This is a genomic window from uncultured Desulfosarcina sp., from assembly GCF_963664155.2.
GTDB lineage: Bacteria > Desulfobacterota > Desulfobacteria > Desulfobacterales > Desulfosarcinaceae > Desulfosarcina.
In genome coordinates, this window is sequence record NZ_CAXXXH010000001.1 from 3,831,638 (window position 1) to 3,852,869 (window position 21,232).

Annotated in this window: 20 protein-coding genes and 1 pseudogene; 13 read left to right on the plus strand and 8 right to left on the minus strand. The window is 56.2% G+C overall.

The window, feature by feature from the left end:
* Positions 1-79: 79 nt before the first annotated feature.
* Genes ACHZBS_RS17450 through ACHZBS_RS17460 form a run of 3 tightly spaced genes read right to left on the minus strand, consistent with a single transcriptional unit; the run spans position 80 to position 1,067 of the window.
* The gene (locus tag ACHZBS_RS17450; protein ID WP_319407798.1) at positions 80-616 is read right to left on the minus strand and encodes a hypothetical protein; all 537 of its coding nucleotides are present in this window, start codon (positions 614-616) and stop codon (positions 80-82) included.
* A 23-nt stretch (positions 617-639) separates the two neighbouring features.
* Positions 640-912 carry a YjbQ family protein gene (locus tag ACHZBS_RS17455; RefSeq protein ID WP_319407799.1) on the minus strand — a complete coding sequence of 91 codons (273 nt, stop codon included), beginning with the start codon at positions 910-912 and terminating at the stop codon, positions 640-642.
* A complete protein-coding gene (locus ACHZBS_RS17460) occupies positions 909-1,067 on the minus strand; it encodes a hypothetical protein (protein ID WP_319407800.1) in 159 nt (52 codons plus the stop codon). Before ACHZBS_RS17460 ends, ACHZBS_RS17455 begins: the two co-directional genes overlap by 4 nt.
* A gap of 619 nt (positions 1,068-1,686) precedes the next feature.
* Here ACHZBS_RS17460 and ACHZBS_RS17465 point away from each other — a divergent pair.
* The 7 genes from ACHZBS_RS17465 (at position 1,687) to ACHZBS_RS17495 (ending at position 9,025) form a co-directional block, all read left to right on the plus strand.
* Positions 1,687-4,197 carry a DNA internalization-related competence protein ComEC/Rec2 gene (locus ACHZBS_RS17465; RefSeq protein WP_319407801.1) on the plus strand — a complete coding sequence of 837 codons (2,511 nt, stop codon included), beginning with the start codon at positions 1,687-1,689 and terminating at the stop codon, positions 4,195-4,197.
* A gap of 179 nt (positions 4,198-4,376) precedes the next feature.
* On the plus strand, positions 4,377-4,829 hold the full coding sequence (locus tag ACHZBS_RS17470; RefSeq protein WP_319407802.1) for a cyclic nucleotide-binding domain-containing protein: 453 nt from the start codon (positions 4,377-4,379) through the stop codon (positions 4,827-4,829).
* Positions 4,816-5,283 carry a cyclic nucleotide-binding domain-containing protein gene (locus tag ACHZBS_RS17475; RefSeq protein ID WP_319407803.1) on the plus strand — a complete coding sequence of 156 codons (468 nt, stop codon included), beginning with the start codon at positions 4,816-4,818 and terminating at the stop codon, positions 5,281-5,283. The genes ACHZBS_RS17470 and ACHZBS_RS17475 overlap by 14 nt, the downstream gene beginning before the upstream one ends.
* A 204-nt stretch (positions 5,284-5,487) precedes the next feature.
* The gene (nuoE, locus tag ACHZBS_RS17480; protein WP_319407804.1) at positions 5,488-6,009 is read left to right on the plus strand and encodes an NADH-quinone oxidoreductase subunit NuoE; all 522 of its coding nucleotides are present in this window, start codon (positions 5,488-5,490) and stop codon (positions 6,007-6,009) included.
* Positions 6,006-7,955, plus strand: a complete 1,950-nt coding sequence (locus ACHZBS_RS17485) for an NADH-ubiquinone oxidoreductase-F iron-sulfur binding region domain-containing protein (protein ID WP_319407805.1) — start codon at positions 6,006-6,008, stop codon at positions 7,953-7,955. The genes nuoE and ACHZBS_RS17485 overlap by 4 nt, the downstream gene beginning before the upstream one ends.
* A 32-nt stretch (positions 7,956-7,987) precedes the next feature.
* Positions 7,988-8,644 (plus strand): 2Fe-2S iron-sulfur cluster-binding protein, encoded by a 657-nt coding sequence (locus ACHZBS_RS17490; RefSeq protein WP_319407806.1) that lies wholly within the window; start codon positions 7,988-7,990, stop codon positions 8,642-8,644.
* Between the two features lie 3 nt (positions 8,645-8,647).
* Positions 8,648-9,025 (plus strand): response regulator, encoded by a 378-nt coding sequence (locus ACHZBS_RS17495; protein WP_319407807.1) that lies wholly within the window; start codon positions 8,648-8,650, stop codon positions 9,023-9,025.
* A gap of 120 nt (positions 9,026-9,145) precedes the next feature.
* Here the strand turns inward: ACHZBS_RS17495 and ACHZBS_RS17500 are convergent, their stop codons facing one another.
* The 3 genes from ACHZBS_RS17500 to ACHZBS_RS17510 form a co-directional block, all read right to left on the minus strand.
* On the minus strand, positions 9,146-9,595 hold the full coding sequence (locus tag ACHZBS_RS17500) for a hypothetical protein (RefSeq protein ID WP_319407808.1): 450 nt from the start codon (positions 9,593-9,595) through the stop codon (positions 9,146-9,148).
* Between the two features lie 116 nt (positions 9,596-9,711).
* Positions 9,712-10,821, minus strand: a complete 1,110-nt coding sequence (locus ACHZBS_RS17505) for a fructose 1,6-bisphosphatase (RefSeq protein WP_319407809.1) — start codon at positions 10,819-10,821, stop codon at positions 9,712-9,714.
* Positions 10,822-10,837: 16 nt separating this feature from the next.
* Entirely contained in the window at positions 10,838-12,007 is a 1,170-nt protein-coding gene (locus ACHZBS_RS17510; RefSeq protein ID WP_319407810.1) for a 6-phosphofructokinase, read from the minus strand.
* A 443-nt stretch (positions 12,008-12,450) separates the two neighbouring features.
* On the opposite strand from ACHZBS_RS17510, the gene ACHZBS_RS17515 reads away from it, so the two are divergent.
* The 5 genes from ACHZBS_RS17515 (at position 12,451) to ACHZBS_RS17535 (ending at position 16,205) form a co-directional block, all read left to right on the plus strand.
* Positions 12,451-12,843, plus strand: coding sequence for a hypothetical protein (locus ACHZBS_RS17515; RefSeq protein WP_319407811.1), 393 nt, complete (start codon positions 12,451-12,453; stop codon positions 12,841-12,843).
* 228 nt (positions 12,844-13,071) lie between these two features.
* Positions 13,072-13,677: a DUF922 domain-containing protein gene (locus tag ACHZBS_RS17520; RefSeq protein ID WP_319407812.1), complete on the plus strand. Its 606-nt coding sequence runs from the start codon at positions 13,072-13,074 to the stop codon at positions 13,675-13,677.
* A 243-nt stretch (positions 13,678-13,920) separates the two neighbouring features.
* The gene (locus ACHZBS_RS17525) at positions 13,921-14,250 is read left to right on the plus strand and encodes a DHCW motif cupin fold protein (protein WP_319407813.1); all 330 of its coding nucleotides are present in this window, start codon (positions 13,921-13,923) and stop codon (positions 14,248-14,250) included.
* 97 nt (positions 14,251-14,347) lie between these two features.
* Entirely contained in the window at positions 14,348-15,064 is a 717-nt protein-coding gene (locus ACHZBS_RS17530; RefSeq protein ID WP_319407814.1) for a spermidine synthase, read from the plus strand.
* A gap of 145 nt (positions 15,065-15,209) precedes the next feature.
* The gene (locus ACHZBS_RS17535) at positions 15,210-16,205 is read left to right on the plus strand and encodes a uroporphyrinogen decarboxylase family protein (RefSeq protein WP_319407815.1); all 996 of its coding nucleotides are present in this window, start codon (positions 15,210-15,212) and stop codon (positions 16,203-16,205) included.
* Positions 16,206-16,465: 260 nt separating this feature from the next.
* Here the strand turns inward: ACHZBS_RS17535 and ACHZBS_RS17540 are convergent.
* Positions 16,466-17,575, minus strand: a pseudogene (locus ACHZBS_RS17540) (AMP-binding protein); the annotation flags it as partial.
* Between the two features lie 660 nt (positions 17,576-18,235).
* Here ACHZBS_RS17540 and ACHZBS_RS17545 point away from each other — a divergent pair.
* Complete coding sequence (locus ACHZBS_RS17545; protein ID WP_319407816.1) at positions 18,236-19,972, plus strand: long-chain fatty acid--CoA ligase; 1,737 nt, start codon at positions 18,236-18,238, stop codon at positions 19,970-19,972.
* A gap of 190 nt (positions 19,973-20,162) precedes the next feature.
* Here the strand turns inward: ACHZBS_RS17545 and ACHZBS_RS17550 are convergent, their stop codons facing one another.
* Positions 20,163-20,561, minus strand: a complete 399-nt coding sequence (locus ACHZBS_RS17550; protein WP_319407817.1) for a hypothetical protein — start codon at positions 20,559-20,561, stop codon at positions 20,163-20,165.
* Positions 20,562-21,232: the final 671 nt, after the last annotated feature.

A 21,232-nucleotide genomic window follows, 5' to 3' on the forward strand; every position in this document is an offset into this window, starting at 1 on the left:
GGACTGAGTTCCAAGGACTGAAAGACGGATTCCGAATCTTGGCATCATTGTTCAGACGGTGAGAATATCGTGGCTTTGATTATAAATTGCTTAAAACCAGACTAATGATTTGTTTCTGAAGGTCAAATTCTTTCGGGCTTAAAACGTCAACCAGAATATTGCCCTTAATCGAAACCATTCGTTGAAAACGAGTATCGCTTACCCAAAAAGTTTCATCACCGATACCTGGTACAATATCCGCCGTGGAAATGGTTTCATAGTTGTTTTGCATCTTGTTGAAATCGATGCGGGCTTGCCCAGGGTCGTTGTATACATAAATGATATAGTTGATACCTTTCAGAAAATTCGATTTTGACCGTATTGCACAAGTGCAGGGTTTTATTTTAAAAGTTTTTTTCTTGATGTCATCAGGCGAAACCATAATATCGATATTACTTTTCTGAAGGTCATCAGTAGAAACACCTAAAATAATGGCAGCCTTTTCAAGCGTAATGCGGTTACAACGGCTTTTATTGTCTGTTTCTGCTGCAAAACTTTGTGGGAGAGTAAAAAGAATACAATTGAAAAAAAAGAGAATAGAAATCGTTGTGAGTCGTAATATTTTTCTTAATGTCATAAGCGCTCCAATCGTATCGCCTTTTAAACTCCCAACAAAATTACCTCAACCTTTCGGCTGCGGGATCGGTTATCGTGGTTGATCGCCACCACCTGTTGCCAGGTTTCAAGCATCAGCCTGGCCCGGCGAATGGGTAACGCGATGGACGGTCCCAAAAGAGCCGCCTGAACATGGCTACGGCCGTTGCCATCATGCCACGCCAATTCGTGTGCGTAGGCCAGGTCTCCGGATGCCAATCGATTGATGGCCTCCTTGAGGTCCTGGACAACCCCCGGTTCAAACTCAATTGTGGTCAAAGAGCCCTGCTGCCAAAGATGCAGGCAGCGGCTTGGCCGTTTTCAATGCCTGACCGGCCGATGATGCGGTTCAGATTGTCGGTAATGTCCTGAATGTCGGGACCCGTGTTCAGATCAACTTCGATCGTGGCGAAATGGCAGATCACTGAAGCCATGGTTTCTCCTTTTTTCTTAGGTGATATGACGGAGGTGAGCTTCAGAATTCGAAATTTGAAAAAGTATAAGCCAACGCATTGTTCGATTCAAGGCAAGATCGAAAGGCACCACTCCAGAAAAACTGGAAGAATACCTTGACCTGACATCCAAGAATGATGGTATTTGCAATTTTACCGATTCGGTCATCATTCGATTATATCTGTAATCCGACCAAAATTGAAGTATGGTGTTATTACCTGTACCAACTACTCAAATGAATGGTTTAATTGGCTTACACGTTGTTATCACATTTGAAAATTGAACACCGATTTTTGGATGCCCCCAAACTTGGAATTCTATCATGGGTTGATGGTGCAGATTCTGGCCGGTCTGATTCCCAATCAACCTATCTCGACGCACACCCACCAACAGCCGGTCCGGATTTTTGAGTCTCCTGGTCTGATTTCGGCTTTTATGCCGAAACTCTACCGTTGATCCCTGCACGAATATCAATTATGGCTACTGAATGGTTTTCATCATCAAATACGGACTCGGCGAGGGCCGGGAACTGAACGTCGTCAACGGCTGTCCGGGGCCGGCAAGCCATCGAAGTCACCTTGTCCGGGTTATTTCCAGCCAGTGATCCCAATCACTGACATTTCCGAGGCATGGTACTACCGCCCAGCCATCCCGGTTACCCTGTCGCTGATGGCCGGTATCGCTATTGGCCAGGGTTTGCCCGGTTTCGTCTTCCCAGCCCTGTTTATCGTGCTTGCGGCAGCCGTTCGGCTGGCCATCCGTCTGCGGCGGGGCCAGCCGGCGCGATGGTCTCCACTGCTGACAGTCATGGCCGCAGGCTACCTGGCCATGGTGCCGTGGATGTCTCCCGCCCATGGATCCAACCCCATCGTTCATTATCTGGATACCGGATATTGGCGAATCCACGGAACCGTGGTTGATGCGCCTATTGTCCGCTATGGCCGGACTCGTCTCACCCTTGAAGTAAACAGGCTCTCCCAAGAAGATGAATCACAGCCGGTCCATGGCCGCATTCGGCTGACAGTCATGGGGGAAGCCAACCTGGATCCGGGCGAACAGGTGACCTTCCCGGCCAAAATCCGGCCGTTTCGCAATTTCAAAAACCCGGGCGGCTTCGATTATTGCCGGCACATGGCGTTTGAAGGTGTTCACGGCAGCGCCTGGGTAAAGGCGGAGAAAATACAGCGAAGCGGAAAGCGCGCCCGGTTTCCGGCCAATCGGATGATCCATGAGGCCCGCCATCGGCTGGCCCAAATGATCGATGCCGCCGGCAGCCAAGACGTTGCGGATGAAAAGGCCGTGCTCAAGGCTCTTGTTTTCGGGGATCGGTCGGGAATCGACGATGGGCTGCGGGAACGGTTCAACCGGGCCGGCGTGGGCCACCTGCTGGCCATCTCCGGGCTTCACGTGGGCATCGTGGCTACCCTGGCCTTCGGTTTTTTTCGCTGGATTTTCTCTTTTTTTCCGCCTCTGCTGTGGCGGGGATGGGGCCGGCAGTGGGCGGCGGCGGCGACGGTGGTGCCCGTCCTGGCATACGGCTTGCTGGCCGGCATGTCGCCGTCCACCCAGCGGGCCGAGTTCATGGTGGCGGTCTTTCTGGCCGCCCTGATTCTGGGGCGGACCCAAGACGTCCTGAATACCCTTGCCGTGGCGGCCCTGGTGATTCTGGCTGTTTTCCCCCCGGCCCTGTTTTCCATATCCTTTCAACTCTCCTTTGCCGCCGTGCTGGCCATTGTGTATGGTCTCGAGAAGATCGCCTCCGTTCAGGAACAGACCCGTTCGCCGGCCAAACGGGCCGGCAGGCGCCTGATGGGCTTTGTTCTGGTCTCCACCCTGGCCATTGCCGGCACTGCTCCCGTGGTCCTGCTCCATTTCAACCAGACCTCGGTGGTGGGCATCGCGGCCAACCTGTTTCTCGTGCCCGTGGTGGGATTTGTGGCGGTGCCTGTAGGGTTGGTGTCGGCCTTTGTTTCACTTTTTTTCGAATCCGTCGCTGTTTTTGGGTTCTGGTTGGGTATCAAGACCCTTCACCTGGGGCTGATGGGGGTGAACTTTTTTTCGGGACTTTCCTTTGCCGCCTTGAAAACCGTGACTCCGACCCTGGTGGAGATCTTTCTATACTATTTGGCAGGTTGGGCATTGCTGAACCTGCGCAAAACGACCATCGCCCCGTGGGTGCTGGCGACAGCGCTTTGCCTGGCCGCCGGCGATGGGCTCTACTGGTCTTATCAGCGCTTCTGGCATCGGGATCTTAAGGTTACGGCCATCGATGTGGGCCAGGGTGCGTCCACGCTCATGGAGATTCCCGGCGGCGAGGTCCTGCTGTTTGACGGCGGCGGTTATTCCGACAACCGGTTGTTCGACATGGGCCAGCGGGTCGTGGCACCGCTGTTGTGGCGCAAGAAAATTGCCACTGTCGACATCCTCGTTTTGTCCCATCCCAACGCCGATCACCTCAATGGTCTGATATACATCGCCCGGCATTTCAACGTCCGGGAACTGTGGACCAACGAAGATACGAGCACCACCAGGGGTTATGGGGCATTGATGGCGGCCTGCCGGGAGGGGGATGTCGTAGTGCGAAAGGTAAACGCAGGTTCAGGAAAAACAGCTATCGGACAGGTAACGCTTACGGTCCTTCACCCGTCGGTGGATTTTTTCAGCCGACCGGATGAAACCGATCAGGAACGCTGCAACAACGGATCGCTGGTGGTCAAGGCAACCTTCGGGAAAACCGCCTTCCTGCTTACCGGAGATATCGAAGCCCCGGCGGAAAGCCAACTGGTGCAGCGGGCGGGGAGGGAGCTTGCCAGCACGGTTCTTTTTTCCCCCCACCACGGCTCGCGGACGTCCAGTTCCCAAGGCCTGATCGCTTCAGTGGGACCGGATGTGGTGGTGATCAGCGCCGGCGCCGGCAACCGCTTCGGGTTCCCCCATGCCGAAGTGATGGATCGCTACCGGCCTGCTGGCTGCAGGGTCCTGTGCACTGCCGTCCACGGAGCCATTTCCTTGCGTTCGGACAGCCAGGAGGTGGTTGTCAGACCGTTTGTGGATGTGGAATGGCCTGTCGTGGATAAAATTGAGTGTCAAACATCAAACGGTCAGCACTGAACAACGAAGGATGAAATCGCTTCCCTCTGCCAGTTATAAATCGACAGAATATCTTTTTCAAAATTGTTCTTTTACTTTTACCTTTACAGCCGGTTTTTTTGCATACTATAAAATGAGATAAAGTTCATTTTGTGTCGAATCGGGCAGATCGATCCAAACATCGCCGAAATGAGGTCGCCATGTACATCCGACAGACAGATCTGTTCTGGGGGCTGAACCAGAATGTGGTCAACCGGGTTATGGCCATCGCCGAACGGGAGGCGTTTGCGCAGGGGGATGTCCTGTTTCACAGCGGCGATGCGGCCAGGCACCTGTTTATCCTTGCCCAGGGAGAAGTGAAGATAACGATCGATGAAACCGGGAGGAAGGTCTACACGGGAAATCGTGTAGGCGAGGCCTTCGGTTGGGGCAGTCTCATCGACCGTGCCAATTACGGCGGCGATGCCATCTGCGCGACACCGGTGGTGGTGCTGAAACTGGATCGGGATCGCCTGCTCAGGCTGCTCGACGGTGACGCGGAAAGTGGCTACCTGTTTTTCAAGCATCTGTCCCGGGCACTGGGTGGGCGGTTGATCCAGGCATACCAACAGATGGCTGACAACGATGTGGGAGGAAACCATGGCAAACCCTGAGATCCAGTCCACCTTGCAATCGTGCGGGTTCCTGAAGAACATCTCCAAGGCGCATCTAGACACCATTTCGGGTTTCTGCGACATCGATCATTACAAGGCCGGAACCTATGTTTTCCGGCAAGGTGACTTCGGGGAAGACCTGTTCATCATCGTTGATGGATACGTTTTCCTGGAGCGCGCCATGGATATCGGCAGCCACAAGGGATCGGTGGTGATCGATGCGCTGGGAAAGGGTCGGACCCTGGGGTGCTGGTCCACGCTGTTGGACGAGCCCCATGTGCTCTTGTCTTCGGCCAGCTGCCAGAAGGATTCCACCGTGATTCGCCTCAAGGGGCGCCAGCTGCGAAAATGCATGGAGGAGGACACCTCCTTTGGTTTTTTCATGCTTGAACGCCTCTGCTTTCTCTTGCGGGAGCGCATCCAGGCTGCCTATGGTGCCATGGACAAAATTTGACGGGTTCGTAACAAGTCCGATATCTGCGTTACGCTTCATCCCTCGTTACTGCGGCGTACCGCATGTACGCCTCATTCCTCGGGATTTGCAAGCCTTGATCTCGAACTCGTTACGAACCCGTCGGAAATGGGATTTTTGCAAGTTCATCAAATTTGACTTTCAACGGTTGATACAAACCAACAACGCCATTGCCGAAACATGACCATGAAGCTTCCACTCACCGCTGAAGACAGATCGCACCTGAAAACTCTTCAACCGCAGATCGCCGCCTCTCCCGTTGGCAGGGGCCAACTGATCCCGCTGCTCCAGATGGCTCAGAAGACCTTGGGCTATCTGCCCGACGAAGCGCTTTCTCTAGTGGCCGACCATCTTTCCGTTACCCGCTCCGAAGTATATGGGGTGGCTTCCTTCTATAATCAGTTCAGGTTCAACCCGCCGGGGAAAAATCCGGTGAAGGTGTGCATGGGAACGGCATGTCATGTGCGCGGCGGTGAGATCATTCTGGAGAACTTCGAGCGTAAACTGGAGATCCGGGAAGGAGAGACCACCGAGGACCGCGAATTCAGCATCGAGCGGGTGGCTTGCGTGGGGTGCTGTGCGCTGGCACCGGTAGCCATAGTGGGCGAGACCCTTCACGGGCACATGGCGCCCAGCAAGGTTGAGGGACTGGTCCTGCGGGTCCGCGTCGAAAAGGAAAAGGCGGAAAGGGAGGCGTCCAACTCATGACCGGGGATGCCGAAAATCGGATTATCGAAGCCTATCAGACTATTGCCGACGAGGCCCGGGCCCGACGGGAGCAGTTTGACCAAAGTTCACTTCCCAAGATTCATATCGGCATGGCCACCTGCGGCATTGCCTCGGGTGCCCTGGAGACGAAGGCGGCCTTCGAAACGGCCCTGGCCGATCGGGGAATCGAGGCCCATGTGCACACGGTGGGCTGCGTAGGTCATTGCTACGCCGAGCCGGTGGTGGTCATCGACTACCCGGATTCGGGTTTTCCGCCCATTCTCTATCCGGAGGTGACCCCGGGCAAGGCCAAAATGTTGGTCAAGCTGTTTCTGGAGGAGGGAGACCCCCGGTTCGAGCACATCATGGGCGCTACCGTGGAAAACGAGATGATCCCCTCGGTGATGGAGTTCGCCCGCTTCAACCGGGAGAAACGGGTGATCATGGATCGCTGCGGACGAATCGACCCCGAGCAGATCTATGAATATATCGCCGACGGCGGCTACGGCGCCCTGGCCATAGCCCTGTGCCGGACACCTGAGGCGGTGATTGCCGAGATCGAAACGGCCGGGCTACGGGGGCGGGGCGGGGCCGGGTTTCCCACGGCCAGGAAATGGCGGGCGGCGCGGGCGGCAGCAGGCAGTGACAAATTGATTGTCTGCAACGCCGATGAAGGCGATCCCGGTGCCTACATGGATCGCACCCTGCTGGAAAGCAATCCCCACCAGGTCATCGAAGGCATGATCATCGCCGCCATGGCCGTGGGTGCCGCCCGGGGCCTGTTTTATGTAAGGGCCGAATACCCACTGGCGGTGCGGATTCTGACCGCCGCCGTCGAGCAGGCCCGGGAAATGGGTTTTCTGGGAACGGATATTCTGGGCAGCGGACTGGATTTCGACATCGACTTGTTCCAAGGGTCCGGTGCTTTTGTCTGCGGTGAAGAGACTGCCCTGATCCGGTCGGTGGAGGGCTACCGGGGGATGCCGAGGCACCGACCCCCCTATCCGGTCGAGCGGGGGCTCGACGGCCGGCCCACGGTGATCAACAATGTCAAGACCCTGGCCACGGTTCCGCCGATCTTAGACAAGGGGGCCGACTGGTTCCGGAACATCGGTACAGCGGACAGCCCGGGTACGGCGGTTTTTTCTGTAGTGGGCAACGTGACCCATCCGGGACTGGTGGAGATTCCCATGGGGGTGACGCTGCGGGAATTGATTTTCGATATCTGCGGCGGTATTCCCAATAAAAAACAGTTCAAGGCGGTGCAGATCGGCGGACCGTCGGGGGGCTGCCTGTCCGCCGAATTTCTCGATACGCCGGTGGATTTCGATGCCCTGACCCGGGCCGGCGCCATGATGGGCTCCGGCGGGATGGTGGTGATGGACGAAGACTGCTGCATGGTGGACGTCGCACGATATTTTCTGGATTTCACCCAGAAGGAGTCCTGCGGCAAATGCACCTTCTGCCGGATCGGCACCCGCCACCTGCTGGACATTCTGCGCCGGATCACCCGCGGTGAAGGGCGCGAGGGAGATCTGGAGCTGCTGGAGACCCTGAGCCGGGCAGTCAAGCAGGGTTCCTTGTGCGGGCTGGGAAAAACCGCCCCCAACCCGGTGCTCACTTCCCTGGCCTACTTCAGGGACGAATACGAAGCCCATATCAAGGAGGGCCGCTGCCCGGGCCGCACCTGCCGGACGCTGACCGCCTTTTATATCGACCTGGACAAATGCGCCCGGGGATGCGATGCCTGCGTGGGATGCTGCCCGGTGGAGGCGGTGTTTACCACCAGCAACCGCAAGAAAGGCATTGACCAGCAGCTGTGCGTCAAATGCGGCGAGTGCATGGTGGCCTGCCCGCCGGACTACGATGCGGTGGTGAAAGTTTCGCCGGCGGCCCTGGCGCCCATTATCGAGCGGCCGGTAGAAAAGGAAAAAACTGAAAGCTGAAAGATAGCGTTAGGATGCAAGAAGAACCTTCTATGACGATTACCCTGACCGCGGACGACCGAACCATCCAGGCCCGGGAGGGCAGCAGCGTGCTGTCGGCCTGTCTGTTGGCCGGCATTTACATCCCTCACTTGTGCTGGTTGGAAGCGGACGCCCCGGCCGATGCCCCGGCTGCATGCCGTCTATGCTTCGTCGAGATCGACGGTTTTCGCGAGCCTGTGGCCGCCTGCGCGGTGACCGTGGAAAACGGCATGACCATCCGCACCGGCACCGAAGCGGTCCGCAGTCTTCAGAAAACGGCCCTCAAACTCCTGCTTTCGGTTCACCGGGTGGACTGCAAACACTGCCCGGCCAACAAGGCCTGCCAGCTGCAGAATATTGCCAAATTTCTGGGTACCGGCCTGGCATGCAAACCCTTCGAACGGGTACTCAAGGAGCCGGAGGTGGACTCCCGCCATCCGGTATGGGATTACTACCCCAACCGGTGCGTGTTGTGCGGCATTTGTGTGCGGGTATGCCCGCAGCATCACCCGCATTCCCTGTTGAGTTTTGCCCGCCGGGGCTTCGAAACAGTGGTCGGTTATTTCGATGTGGACCCGGTCGCTGCTGCGGACTGCGTGTCGTGCCGGGCATGCCTGGAATCCTGTCCCACCGGGGCGCTGGTGCAGCGGACGGCCGGGAAGGGATAACCCATGGCCAGAATTCTTGTGATCGATGATGATGATGCCATCCGCTTCTCCTTGAAACTGGCCCTTGAGGACGCGGATCACCATGTTGAGGACGCCGCCAACGGCGAGGAGGGCATGACCCGGTTCCGGACGAACCCGGCTGACCTGGTGATCACCGATATCTTCATGCCCGAGAAAGAGGGCCTGGAGACCATCGACGAGATCAAGCGGAGTCGTCCGCAGACCAAAATTATCGCCATGTCCGGAGGCGGGAGGATGGATCCGGAGGATTACCTGGAGATCGCCACGCGGGTGGGGGCGGATCGCTCCCTTTTCAAGCCGTTCGATATCCAGTTATTGATTGCCATGGTGGACGACCTGTTAAGGCCTCGGGAAAATTAATTGGCTTGATAAGGCGCGAGATTCGGCCCGGATGCCAGGCGTGTCGATGGCGTCCAGCCGGCGGACCGGGGCCATCGGTGCAGCGTCCTCGCCGGGCTGAAAGACAGGTTGGCTCGGGCGTTAATGGTTTGTCTGACGGGGCCTGTTTTTTCTGGTGCTTTCCAGATGGTTGAAAAATTTGTCTACGTCCAAGAAACCCTCGGGGGAGATGGGAAACGACGCCATGGTTTCGATCATGGCGTTGCGGATTTTGGTAAACTCGCCTTCCAGTTCAACGTAGGGCTTTGCCCGATCATCTTCGAGGATCCTCATCAGTGCGCCGATGCGGGTCATCAGCGAGAAAAATTTGGAGCCCATGTTGTCGAACTCCCGGGCGATGGCCACGCCGAACCGGTTCACCGCATTGTCCGCAAAATGGACGGTCTGCACCTGCCCGGTCTCCTCGTCCACGATTTCCAGCCCCTGGCCCGGCGTATGCTTCAGCGGCATTTGATTCAGCGCTGCCGCATTGCCCACTTTAAGGGCATAAAGCAGTTCATCGGGTTCAACGGGCATATTCCATTGGGCCATGACAACAGACTCCGGGTTTCGGGACGTTCGATTTAAGATGATTTTTTAACCGATTTATTTCCATCATACCCGCTTGGCCCTTGCCTTGCAACAGCCAATGATGGATCCATCCGCCATCAGTCAGGCGGATGCCTGATTTCGAAGCGTTCATCCAGATCCCTCAAAATGTTGACAAGGCCCCCGTAGTGAATGGTTTCAAAGGGCTGCATGGCGTTGCCGAAGAATCCCTGCCGTCTGATTTCTAATGTCTTTTCCGCAAGCCGGGTGCGGACATGATCCCACAGGGGATGTTCGAAGACATCCACCGGTGGAGTCAGACGCCCCTCCCGCAATCCGAAGGCGGCGCAGGAGACGATCGGGGGGCCGTCGAAGAAAGAAACCTTGGTGTTCAGGGGCACCGGCATCAACGGACCATGGTGGCAGCCGCGCATGAATCCGCCCACATAGGGACCGATCTGAAAGGGTGCCACCACTTCGCCGGCGGAGGGGAAGGCGTCCTGGATCCGGACGATGGCCACCGGGTCGTCCTTGCCTATGATTTTGCCGGCAATGTTGGACATGCGTGCGGTACTCGATGCAACCGCCTGTTCACCGGTGCTTCTCGATTCGATTCGCCGAATGGCATATCGGTTCTGGTCTCTCAACAGGGCCGCCATGTTGTAAATATCTTCGGGGGCGTTCAGCTCGATTTCGCGGTCATATTCTTTGTAAAGAACATCCATGATCACCAGCCGGAATCCCTGCCGCATCCGCGGGGAAAGAATCAGTCCGGGGCAGTGCATGGGGTCGGCAAAGGCCAGGAAAAAGGGAAGATTGAAGGCACCGGGCAGGGCCTTGTCGATGGAGAAGATTAAAAATGCCTCGTTGGGGCGCTCCTCGACGCTCATCTCCGCCAACGCCGGCCCCAATCCTTTAATCGCACCGGTCATTCCCGCGTCACGGATGTCCTGGCCGACGCCATAAAGCCCCAGTTCGCTGGCCGTGGACGCCCCTTTTTCAAATGCATCCCAAAGGACATCGCGGATCTTCGGGCTATCCGGGCCGTTTTCGTGGGTGCACAGGATGGTGATGTCATCCCCGGTGAAATTCACCCAGCAGTCGATGAGAAAGCTGTCCGTTTTCTCTTCTACGGACGCCCGTACGGCGGACACGAGCTGCTCGCTGGGCTGAAGATGCCCGCCGACAGCCCCGAGATCCACTCGCACCGCGGTCAGTGTAGTTTTCATGGCACTCTCCTTTTTTTCAATACAGGAACATGGGTTTTCCTTGGGCGCTGCGGATGCGGGGGCGGTAGGTGTCGGCATCGTACAGCTCGTCTACATCCACCCGTTTGGCGCCGCCGGTGACAACGGAAATATCGACGGCCGTGTATCGCCCCCCGGAAAGGGCCACCAGTTTGCCGAAGGATTTCTTGCGGATCAGGTCCACGGCCATACCGGCATAGTTCAAGGCCACCATCAGGTCCAGCGAATCGGGGGACCCGCTGCGCATGAGATAGAGCAACGGCTGGAAAATAATCCCGATGCCCGTGATCTTCTTGATGGCCTCGGCCGTGACGGCTCCGATGCCCCCCAATTTGCGGTGGCCGAAGGCGTCCGCTTCGCCGGAAAGAGACATTTCGCCGCCTTGCATGACCGCCCCTTCGCTGATGGTCATCATGGCATACCGACTGGGGTTGTTTTTCCGGTCTGCGACCAGGAACGTGCAGAGGGTGTCGATGTTGAAAGGCACCTCCGAAATGACGCAGCGCTCCACACCGGCCAGATAGGCCGACACCAGCGAGGTCTCCCCACAATACCGGCCGAAGAGTTCCACCACGGCGATGCGCTCGTGAGAGCCGCTGGAGGTGCGCAGGGCATGGATAAAGTTGACGCTGCGGGTGATGGCCGTGGAAAAACCGATGCAGTAGTCCGTGCCCGTCACATCGTTGTCCATGGTTTTGGGGATGGCGACCACCGGGAATCCCTCCCGGTGAAGCCGCAGGGCAAATGAGAGCGTATCGTCACCGCCGATGGCCACCAGCACGCCGATGCCCAGGTTGGACAGGTTGCCTAATACATGACCGGTAAGATCGCGTTTTTCCTTTTTCGAGGCAAACCGGTCCTTTAGAAAATCCGGGGCATCCTTATGGCTCACGGCCGCCGGATTGGTTCGGGAGGTATGCAAAATGGTGCCGCCGGATCGGTCGATCGTCCGTACGCAGGCCGGGTCCAGAGGAATGATGTTCTGCACGCGCGAATCGGGATCGTCCGGAGAGAAGGCCACCAACCCGTCCCATCCCCGGCGGATCCCCAGCACCGTCATGCCGAACTGATGGGCGCTGACGACCAGTTGTTTGATGCATGGATTGAGTCCCGGTACGTCTCCACCGCCGGTTAAGATGCCGATCGTGTTTCCGGGGGAAGCCTTCATCTTCATCCTCCTTTTCATGCGGGTTGGATACGGCATCCGGATTAACCTGTCCGGAAGGTCAAACGGGCTGTCGGTTCGAAATTTCGGGACCTGAGTTGCACATGGGACCGGCGGGGAAAGGCAGCGGGCGCAGCAGAGCCATTGACCTTACGGGTAGCAACGGGTGTGCCATGGCAATCATGTCTGTTTACTCCAATAACTCGTTGTATTTTCATTGAATTGAAAAAAGCTGCCTATGGGGCGGAATCCATTGAGCCATAATGTCGTTGTCGGTTTTTACAGGTTGGAAGATATGCTGACAGGGTAATGGCCGTTTTCCGGGAAAATGCCCGAGGATGAATTGACAATGCCTTTTGATGATTGACTTTAAAAAGACAATCCATCAGTCTATCCGAAAATTTGACAGAGGAAACGCCGTCTGTAATGAAAGGATACCCCTCACCATGAAAAAAATGATGGTCTGTTTTTCGGCCGGTTGCCTGGGTGCACTGGCCAACAGTCTCGTGGTCTGGCAGTTCGGTGAATTGGGTATCACCCGATGGGCCGGTGTGTCCATCGCACCTTCCCTGACGCCCGGGTGGCTCTACCCGCGGATCGTCTGGGGCGGCATCTGGGGGTTGCTGCTCGTATTGCCCGTGTTGAAATCCCGGTTTCTGCTCAAGGGCACCCTGTTGAGCCTTCTGCTGACTGCGGTTCAGCTGTTTTTCATTTTTCCCTACCAGGCCAACAAGGGAGTGGCCGGATTGAGCCTGGGCATGTGGACCCCGGCCTTCGTTCTCGTGTACAACTGGGTGTGGGGTGTGGTCGCGGCGGCGGCAATAAAGTTTTCTAAATAAAACAAATCGATAGGATTAGGGTCGGGGCAGAACAAGTGAACATTCAACGCCCGCCATCGACGGCCGAGCGGGAAGCGATGGCTATAATCGACCTGATTTACTGGTGATTCACGTGGATCATTTTGCTGACCTGGCAGCCGTGCCGGCTCCCTCCTTTCTGTTCGCCGGCTTTCCGTTGAAAATCAGGCATGCCGACGGCTCGCCGGTTCGTGACGTGGCCAGCGTAGGATGATTACGGGCGGCAGGCTTTGCTCCGCAGCCATTGCTGCGGCAGCCGCCATTCTGGTCTTTTCGATAGTGGTGCTGCCGCATGCCATGGCAGAACCGGAAATCCTGATCCAGAAGCGGTACTATCCGGCAGCTGGGCAAACGTCAGCGCAAATCAGGCAAAGCCTTGACCGGAATACTCCCGTCCGAGAAAATGGCCAACCCTTCGATGCCTACACCCAATGGGACATCGACTGGCAGTTCTGGTGGGCATACGATGCAGACGGCACCTGCCGGATTACTGCGGTCACCACGGCAGTTCGTATTCGGCAGACATTCCCGCACCTGGATAACGCAGATGATGTGCCGGCGCCTCTGGCAGACCGATGGGAACAATACATGACCGCCCTTATCGAGCACGAAAAAGGGCATGTGACCTTGGGCGTCGATGCAGCCCGAAACATAGAGCGTCAGCTTTCACAGATGGGTGATCGACCATCCTGTGATCAACTGGAATCAGAGGCCAATGTATTGGCCCGGGACATCATCGCCCGGTTTGCCCTCCTCGAAATTCAATACGATGCAGACACCAATTATGGCGAGCGGGACGGTGTACGGTTTCCATGAGTTTTCGACGCTCATGCCGGATTGTCCGATTCCTGGTTCTTACCCGGCTGATGAAAATAGCCACCACTTTATTCTTGCCTCCGCTGTCAGGATTAGCAATGATGTGGATAACAATACTGCAGCGAGGAACCAGAAGTGGAACGCGCCCAGGATAGGTATGTTTGAATTACAAAAGACCCGTTCTTCGTCGGTCTGGTTTTTGCCGCCGACAATCTGCGTCGTCACTATTTAGGGAGAGGTGTCATGAAAATCGTCGATATTCCGTTTGGCGTTACGGACTGGTCGGAAATTGAACGAACCGAACACAAAGGCGATACGGGTTTTGCTTATTGGCAGACCAGAAATTTCGGAAGTCTTCGGGTGCGCAAGGTTGAATATACTCCGGGCTATCTTGCCGATCATTGGTGCAGCAAGGGCCATATTTTGCTGTGCCTTGAAGGAGAATTGCACACGGAGTTGGAGGATGGCCGCAAGTTTGTGCTTACGCCCGGCATGAGCTATCAAGTCGCTGACAAGGCTGAGCCTCATCGCTCGTCCACGACAGTAGGTGCGAAGCTTTTTGTGGTGGATTGAAAACGGTATCTGCTGCCAGCCTCGGAAACGGTTTTTTTGAACTTGAACCGGGTTTGCCTTTCACGTTGCCTGCCCTGAAAAGACCCTCGAATCATTTATGAAACCCAATTTTGAAGAACTCGATTTCCAGAAAACCCACATGGGCGAGCTGGTCCTTCAGCGCCGGCGCATGCTTTCCTTGGATGGCCGCGAAGTGTATGAGGTAAAGCTCGGCGATGACTATCTCATGTCGAGCCTGTTCCATGATTCCGAAGTGGCATTGGCGGACCTTGGCCTGGGCGCATTGGACGGGGCGGGCTGGGATGTGGTGGTCGGCGGCCTCGGGTTGGGCTACACGGCGGCCGCTGCCTTACAATTTAAACAGGTCACACGCCTGGTCATCGTCGAGGCCCTGGCACCGGTTATCGAATGGCACCGTCGGGGTTTGGTTCCCAACGGAAAAGCGCTAACCCTGGATGATCGCTGTGTATACCACCAGGCCGACTTTTTTGCCCTGGTCCGCGGTGACGGTTTTGACCCGGAGGTGAAAGGCACCCGGTTTGACGCCATTCTACTGGACATCGATCACACCCCTGAATGCTGGCTGCACCGCAGCCACGGGGAACTGTATTCTTCGATGGGCTTGAACCGGCTGAAATCCTTTTTAAAGCCCCATGGCATCTTCGCCCTCTGGTCAAACGATCCGCCGGATGACGCATTTGTTCACCGTCTTTCAAGTGTTTTTGCCGGTGCCGAGGGCTTCCCCGTTCAATTTGACAACCCCCTGCTGCAGACTGGGGCCACCAATGGGGTTTACCTGGCGGTTTGCAGTTAAATGGGTGAGTGGGCGCCATGTTCATGCAGCCGTGGGGCGACGGGTTGCTTTGGCGCTTGACAGGTGGAATCAGTTTCCCATAGACAACTCATTGAATGCATCCGATTTCTCTCGATGCTTTGAAAAAAAGCAACCGGAGATGATAGTGGGTGAAATTACCCAGAGACAGAGATTTTTAGGGACTCTTTTAGGCGGTGATACGGACAGGTTTCCGTATTTCGACCTTGAACCCGACGAAGACACACTCAGGCGATGGCACCGGGAGGGATTTCCCCGTAAAAAGTCCGTTGCGAAGTATTTCAATCTGGAGTCGCACCATTCCGTCGGTCTAATGCTGCATAGCTACCCCTTTTACCAAAAAGCGTCCAGCCTTCTCTACGACCCGTCCGCTTTCAAACGCCATTACGATCCTGCTCAACGATCACGGTATGTGAGGGGTTTTGAAAAGAAATGCGAACGCCTTCGTCAGGAAGGCCGAGTCCTTTATGTGGATGCCTCGGGGGGTGGCCTCTTGCAGATGTTGGGTGTGGGAGACTGGGACTCTCTGCGCGCTGCTTGTTTCGCCCTCATTAAAAGGCCGCAGATGGTGGAGGACCTTGTTAGACGGACCACCGATTTCTACTGTGACTGCCTGAAGCGGGTGCTTTCGAAAGTGTCGGTCGATTATGCCGCATTTTATGAACCGATTGCCTCCACTCGTGCACCCGTTATTTCGCCTGCGATGTTTGAGCGTTTCGCCATTCCCGGGTATAAGCAAGTCATTGCTCTTTTAAAGTATTATAATGTTCCTCTTCGTATTCTCTGCACCACCGGAGGTGACTTGACGCCGCTTTTACCCGGTCTCATCGATGCCGGCATCAACGGCCTCTGGATAAGCAACATCCACAGTGCCGGCATGGAATACATCAAGCTTCGTCGTCAATTCGGATCTGAAGTCGCCCTGATCGGCGGGATTGATTCAACGGCCTTGACCCGGGATAAGGCGGCCGTGCATGGAGTTGTGGAAGAAACGGTGCCCGTTCTGCTTGAAAGCGGTCATTACCTTCCTTGTTTAGATGACAGGCCGCGCAGCAACGTTCCGTTCGCCCATTATCTCTTGTATCGCCGCCTTCTTGAAGAAATTACCCAAAAGGGGCGTTGACCCTAAGTGGTCGTATTTACGAACAGGGGCTTTAAGATTAGAAACGCCCGGGAAAACAAATCCGGCCCTCTGCTATGCAAAACAATCCAGGAAAAAACTGGATGAAGATGCCCGCCAAGCGGTTGCGGAGTAAAAACTCCGGACCATTCGATAAGGACAACACATCAGCAAACTTTCTAATTCGTCGAATTTATTCCTGAAGATGGCTATATTTTCCCACAAAAAGGTCCTCTCGGACCCTTTCGACGGTGGGGATAAAATCAGGCCGCGGTGCAGAGCCTCTCGAATTGACTGGTGGCCGGCCGCCGTTCACCCCGGATGTTGAGAGGAGCTGGCATGACGATTTCGCCGATGGTCAGGCCGTCCCGGGGAACCGGCCTCAGGGTCACCGAATCCACCACGTCCATGTATTGGGTACTGATATAGGGCAAGCCCTGGCGCGACTTGAATTTGGCCCGCTCGTCGGCCGGCAGGTCGTCCCACTCCGGCTTCCAGGCGCAGACGCTGTGGGGTCCGAACACTTCGGTCAGGCCGTAGGTATGGGTGATGTTGGCCCCCATGGCTTCGACATTTTGGATGATTCTGGGTGCCGGGGGCGCCCCGGCCGTCATGATTTCCAGCTTGCGTTTGAACTTGAGGTCCTTGGCGCCGGGATAGCTGGACATCATGATCAGCACGGTCGGTGCGGCGCACATGTGGGAGACATTCTCGGATTCGATGAGTTCGAACACCTTGTCCGGCACCACCGCCCACAGGCATACGTGGGTGCCGCCTACGGCGGTGACGGCCCAGGTAAAACACCAGCCGTTGCAGTGAAACATGGGCAGGGTCCAGAGGTAGGTCGAACGGGAATCCAGATGGGCTTCGATGATTTCGCCGATGGCGTTTAGATAGGCGCCCCGATGGTGATACATGACCCCCTTGGGGCGGCCGGTGGTGCCGCTGGGGTAGTTGATGGTGGCGACCTCCCCCTTGTCCGTGACGGCGATTTCCACCGGGTCGGGGATGCCGCTCGCCAGAAACGATTTATAATCGGTGCCGGGAAGCGGTGCTTCCGGGCTCGTGTCGCAGATATTGACGAAGAATTGCACCTGCTTCAGCGTGTCGAGGACCGGCTGAACGGTTGGCGCAAACTCGTTGTCCGCGAACAAGGCCTTGGCATCCGAGTGTTCGATGATATAGCCCACCTCGTTGGCGGAGAGGCGGATGTTGATGCTGACCAAGGCCTCGCCGATTATGGGCACGGCATAGTGGGCTTCGAGCAGGGGCGGCGTGTTCGGGCAGATAAAGGCGACCTTGTCCCCCTTGCCGATGCCGTTTTGTTTCAACGCATTGGCCAACCGATGGACCCGTTCCTGAAACTCCCGATAGGTCCGGCGGGTCCGGCCTTAGACGACCGCCGTTTTTTCCGGGTAGAGTGTCGTGCTGTGTTCCAGGAATTTGACCGGGCTCAACACATCGTAATTCACGCTGGGTTCGTTCATGCTGCCGTCCTCCTTTGATCGGGCCGCCGATCCGCTGCGGTTTTGAAACGGCACTCACGCGGCATGCATTTTCTCTTAACAATGCCCGTATTCGTGGCCACTATTTGTGCGTATTTGGGAATGACTGCCTATTAACTGCCGCATATTTTGTAATAATAAATCAAGCATCCTGCTTTCTACAAGGGCTTCTTTACGCAACTTTCTCTGCACCGCGGCCGGTATTGGTGCCGTGCAACCGATCGATGCGCCCTGACAGCTCTTTGATGTCACGGTAGGTAGGCATGTCCGGCATCTTTAAATCCAGTGTCTGGCCGGAGCGTTCCAGCGAATCGATGCTTTGCCGGCAAATGCCGACGCTGGCAAAGGAATATCATCTTTAACCGCTCTTGACAGGCGGGGCGGCAATGGTATGATAATAAAAATACCTTCAATAATTTCAGAATGTTCCTTTTTCCCTGATGACGATTTCGGCTTACCATACGGAACTGGGCAACGCCCGTGACGGGCAACCAGTCGATTTAACCCCAAACTTCAGGAGAAGACGCGATGACATCAGCTCCCTGGCCCACTCAGAACTGGCCCGAAGGTGTTCCCCACGAGATCGGCGGATACGATATGCCCCTGTTTCAGGTTTTGGACGACGCGGCACGGGATTATCCGAACCAGGACTACACTATCTTCAACGATGCATCCCGTACCTTCGTCCAAGTCAAGGACACGGCCGACCGGATTGCCCATTTCCTGCACGCAAAGGGCATACGAAAGGGTGATCGTGTGGCCATTTTCCTGCCGAATCTGCCGCACTACCCGGCCATTTTCTTCGGCATCCTCAAAGCAGGTGCGGTCTGCGTGACCTGCAACCCGCTTTACACGCCCGTTGAACTCAACTATCAACTTAAGGATGCCGGGGCCAGGGTCCTGTTCTGTATGGACCATCCTCAGTTTTATCCCACGACTGAAAAGGCCATTCAGGGCACCGAGGTGGAAACGGTGGTGGTCTGCAACGTTAAATCCTACCTGCCCTGGCTGAAGGGATTCCTGGGAGGTCTGCTGGGCAAGATCCCCCATGCCGAGCGGCATGCTCCCGGGCATTTGATGTTCGACGATATCGTGGCCGGCGCCCAACCCGCTCCACCGGTGGTGGACATCGATCCGACCGAAGACCTGGCGCTGATCATATATACCGGCGGCACCACCGGCGTGCCCAAGGGGGCGGCGCTGACCCATTCCAATTTCATGTATGATCTCACGGCTATGAGCGCATGGCTCAGACTTGTCCACGAGGATGGCCAACCGGCGGAAGCGGTCCGCAAAGGCGGTTACCACTGTTATCTGGGAGTGTTGCCCTGGTACCATAGCTTTGGCATGACCTGTGCGATGCTGTCGGCTTGTGCATCGGGCAGCCGCCTGATCTGCGTACCGGATCCCCGGGCCGGCGATCCGCCGTTTACAGAGGTACTCAAGCTGGTCCAAAAGCATCGTCCCACACTGATGCCGGCGGTACCGACGATTTTCGTGGCTTTTGCGAATCATCCCCTGCTGGACCAGTACGATCTGACCTCAATCATGGGATGTTTTTCGGGCGGTGCGCCGCTTCCCCCGGAGGTGTGCAAGCAGTTCGAGGAGAAGACGGGCGCGGTGATCTTCGAGGGGTATGGACTGAGCGAAACGGCTCCGGTGGCAACGGTCAATCCCACCTTTGCCGCCACGCGGAAGATCGGATCCATCGGTTTCCCCATGCCCGGCACCGACATCAAAATTTTGGACGCCGAGACCAGCCGGACCGAATTGCCACAGGGAGATGATGGGGAGGTGGCCATCTGCGGCCCCCAGGTGATGCAGGGTTACTGGAACAAACCGGATGAAACGGCCGAGGTGTTCCGGGAGATCGACGGTCGCCGGTTTTTTCTTACGGGAGATATCGGTCATGTGGACGAAGACGGCTACGTAACCATTACCGACCGAAAAAAAGATATGATCCTGGTGGGGGGCTTCAACGTTTATCCGCGGGAAGTGGAAGATATTCTCTTCACCCATCCCAAGGTGGCTATCGCGGCCGTGGTGGGTGTGCCGGACCCCAAGAGCGGCGAGACGGTCAAGGCCTTCATCCAGATCAAACCCGGCGAGACCTGCACCGAGGAGGAGCTTCGCGATTTCTGCAAAACCAACATGGCCGGGTATAAACGACCCAAGAGGATCGAATTCCGCGACACGATTCCGGTGTCCAATGTGGGCAAGGTGCTGCGACGCGTGCTGCGGGACGAGGAGCGGGGCAACGCTTGAATGCAGCCGCCCGCCATCCGGCTATATTCCTTCAGGAAAAGAAAACACGCAATGTCTCGGTTAAGCCCACGTCCGGTTGTTGAAACACCATTACAGGGCACCGGTTGCTGCGATCGACTTTAAAAAAAACAGAGGGACCTGTTGGGGGGTCCCTCTGTTTTGTTGCTAATTGTGGCAGTCGGTGTTCGATCTAATGATCGCCCCCCCCGGGCCACCGATCTTCAATGACCTTGTATTGGTGTACGTCTACCGTTCTCTGTCCCCCTTCATCCATTACGGTCCCTTTGATCTCGACCTTCTGGCCGACTAAAGACTGGACTTTCTTCCCCGCGTCCTTATCGGTCACGTTAAAAACCTTGCCGCGGTGATCGATGAACTGGTTTTTGCTGTTGATCGTACCCGAAAGGGTCACCCGACCGTCGGAATTCATGGCGCCCCCGGAAGTCGATCCGTAAACGCCGGTCTGGTACCTGGCCTCGCGCTCCGCTCCGAACCCGCCGGGCCAATCGGCGTAACTGGTACCAAAAAGAACCAATGTTGCCACTACTCCCACCCCAACGACAAACCCTATATGTTTACTAATCTTCATGAAAAATCTCCTTTGTTGCTGACCCTGTACTCGGTTTTCAGTGCAGGATTTGTTTTATCAACCGTAGCCGCACAGATCATTCTGATCGGCCATACGCCACATCGAAGTCTGCGCCAGGCCGTCTGGCCGGACGCCAGCTGCTGCACCGAACCAAAGCATAAAGCAGGCCAGATTGGGAAAAATATAGATATAAGTCGCCATAACAGACGATTATGCAAAGCCCGCGTCAAACGGTATGGCTTATGTGCAGGCTAACCCATACATAATATAGGCGGCGGACCTTGGGTTGACTCGCAACTCCCCCAATTTTATTGAAACGATTGAATGCTTTTCCCTTCACCCCATGGGTGCCGTCGGACCGAAAGCTGCCCAATCGGCCGATGAACCGGAAGCGCGGTCAGCGCTGAGAAAGAGGCCTGTATCCCATATGCGTATCCCGATTCAGGCTGCCGAGGCAGACCGTCTGCATCGGAGATGACCCGCAACGATTGAAGGGCTTTGCCTGCATCGACTAAAACCTACGTTGTCGTAACAGACGTATCGCAGGGGCCGGACGGCTGGGCGCGATAGCCGCAAACCAACGCATAACACAGCCATGGGCCATCTCCTGTCATGGCAAATGGCATTATAAGGCGTTGCCGGATCGGCCTTGCACCCGGTAAATGGACAGC

Excerpts from the sequence above, each read along its gene's own strand:
- ACHZBS_RS17450 (WP_319407798.1), bottom strand. The coding sequence starts at position 616 with ATGACATTAAGAAAAATATTACGACTCACAACGATTTCTATTCTCTTT.
- ACHZBS_RS17460 (WP_319407800.1), bottom strand. The coding sequence starts at position 1,067 with ATGGCTTCAGTGATCTGCCATTTCGCCACGATCGAAGTTGATCTGAAC.
- ACHZBS_RS17470 (WP_319407802.1), top strand. The coding sequence starts at position 4,377 with ATGTACATCCGACAGACAGATCTGTTCTGGGGGCTGAACCAGAATGTG.
- ACHZBS_RS17475 (WP_319407803.1), top strand. The coding sequence starts at position 4,816 with ATGGCAAACCCTGAGATCCAGTCCACCTTGCAATCGTGCGGGTTCCTG.
- nuoE (WP_319407804.1), top strand. The coding sequence starts at position 5,488 with ATGAAGCTTCCACTCACCGCTGAAGACAGATCGCACCTGAAAACTCTT.
- ACHZBS_RS17485 (WP_319407805.1), top strand. The coding sequence starts at position 6,006 with ATGACCGGGGATGCCGAAAATCGGATTATCGAAGCCTATCAGACTATT.
- ACHZBS_RS17490 (WP_319407806.1), top strand. The coding sequence starts at position 7,988 with ATGACGATTACCCTGACCGCGGACGACCGAACCATCCAGGCCCGGGAG.
- ACHZBS_RS17495 (WP_319407807.1), top strand. The coding sequence starts at position 8,648 with ATGGCCAGAATTCTTGTGATCGATGATGATGATGCCATCCGCTTCTCC.
- ACHZBS_RS17500 (WP_319407808.1), bottom strand. The coding sequence starts at position 9,595 with ATGGCCCAATGGAATATGCCCGTTGAACCCGATGAACTGCTTTATGCC.
- ACHZBS_RS17505 (WP_319407809.1), bottom strand. The coding sequence starts at position 10,821 with ATGAAAACTACACTGACCGCGGTGCGAGTGGATCTCGGGGCTGTCGGC.
- ACHZBS_RS17510 (WP_319407810.1), bottom strand. The coding sequence starts at position 12,007 with ATGAAGGCTTCCCCCGGAAACACGATCGGCATCTTAACCGGCGGTGGA.
- ACHZBS_RS17515 (WP_319407811.1), top strand. The coding sequence starts at position 12,451 with ATGAAAAAAATGATGGTCTGTTTTTCGGCCGGTTGCCTGGGTGCACTG.
- ACHZBS_RS17520 (WP_319407812.1), top strand. The coding sequence starts at position 13,072 with ATGATTACGGGCGGCAGGCTTTGCTCCGCAGCCATTGCTGCGGCAGCC.
- ACHZBS_RS17525 (WP_319407813.1), top strand. The coding sequence starts at position 13,921 with ATGAAAATCGTCGATATTCCGTTTGGCGTTACGGACTGGTCGGAAATT.
- ACHZBS_RS17530 (WP_319407814.1), top strand. The coding sequence starts at position 14,348 with ATGAAACCCAATTTTGAAGAACTCGATTTCCAGAAAACCCACATGGGC.
- ACHZBS_RS17545 (WP_319407816.1), top strand. The coding sequence starts at position 18,236 with ATGACATCAGCTCCCTGGCCCACTCAGAACTGGCCCGAAGGTGTTCCC.
- ACHZBS_RS17550 (WP_319407817.1), bottom strand. The coding sequence starts at position 20,561 with ATGAAGATTAGTAAACATATAGGGTTTGTCGTTGGGGTGGGAGTAGTG.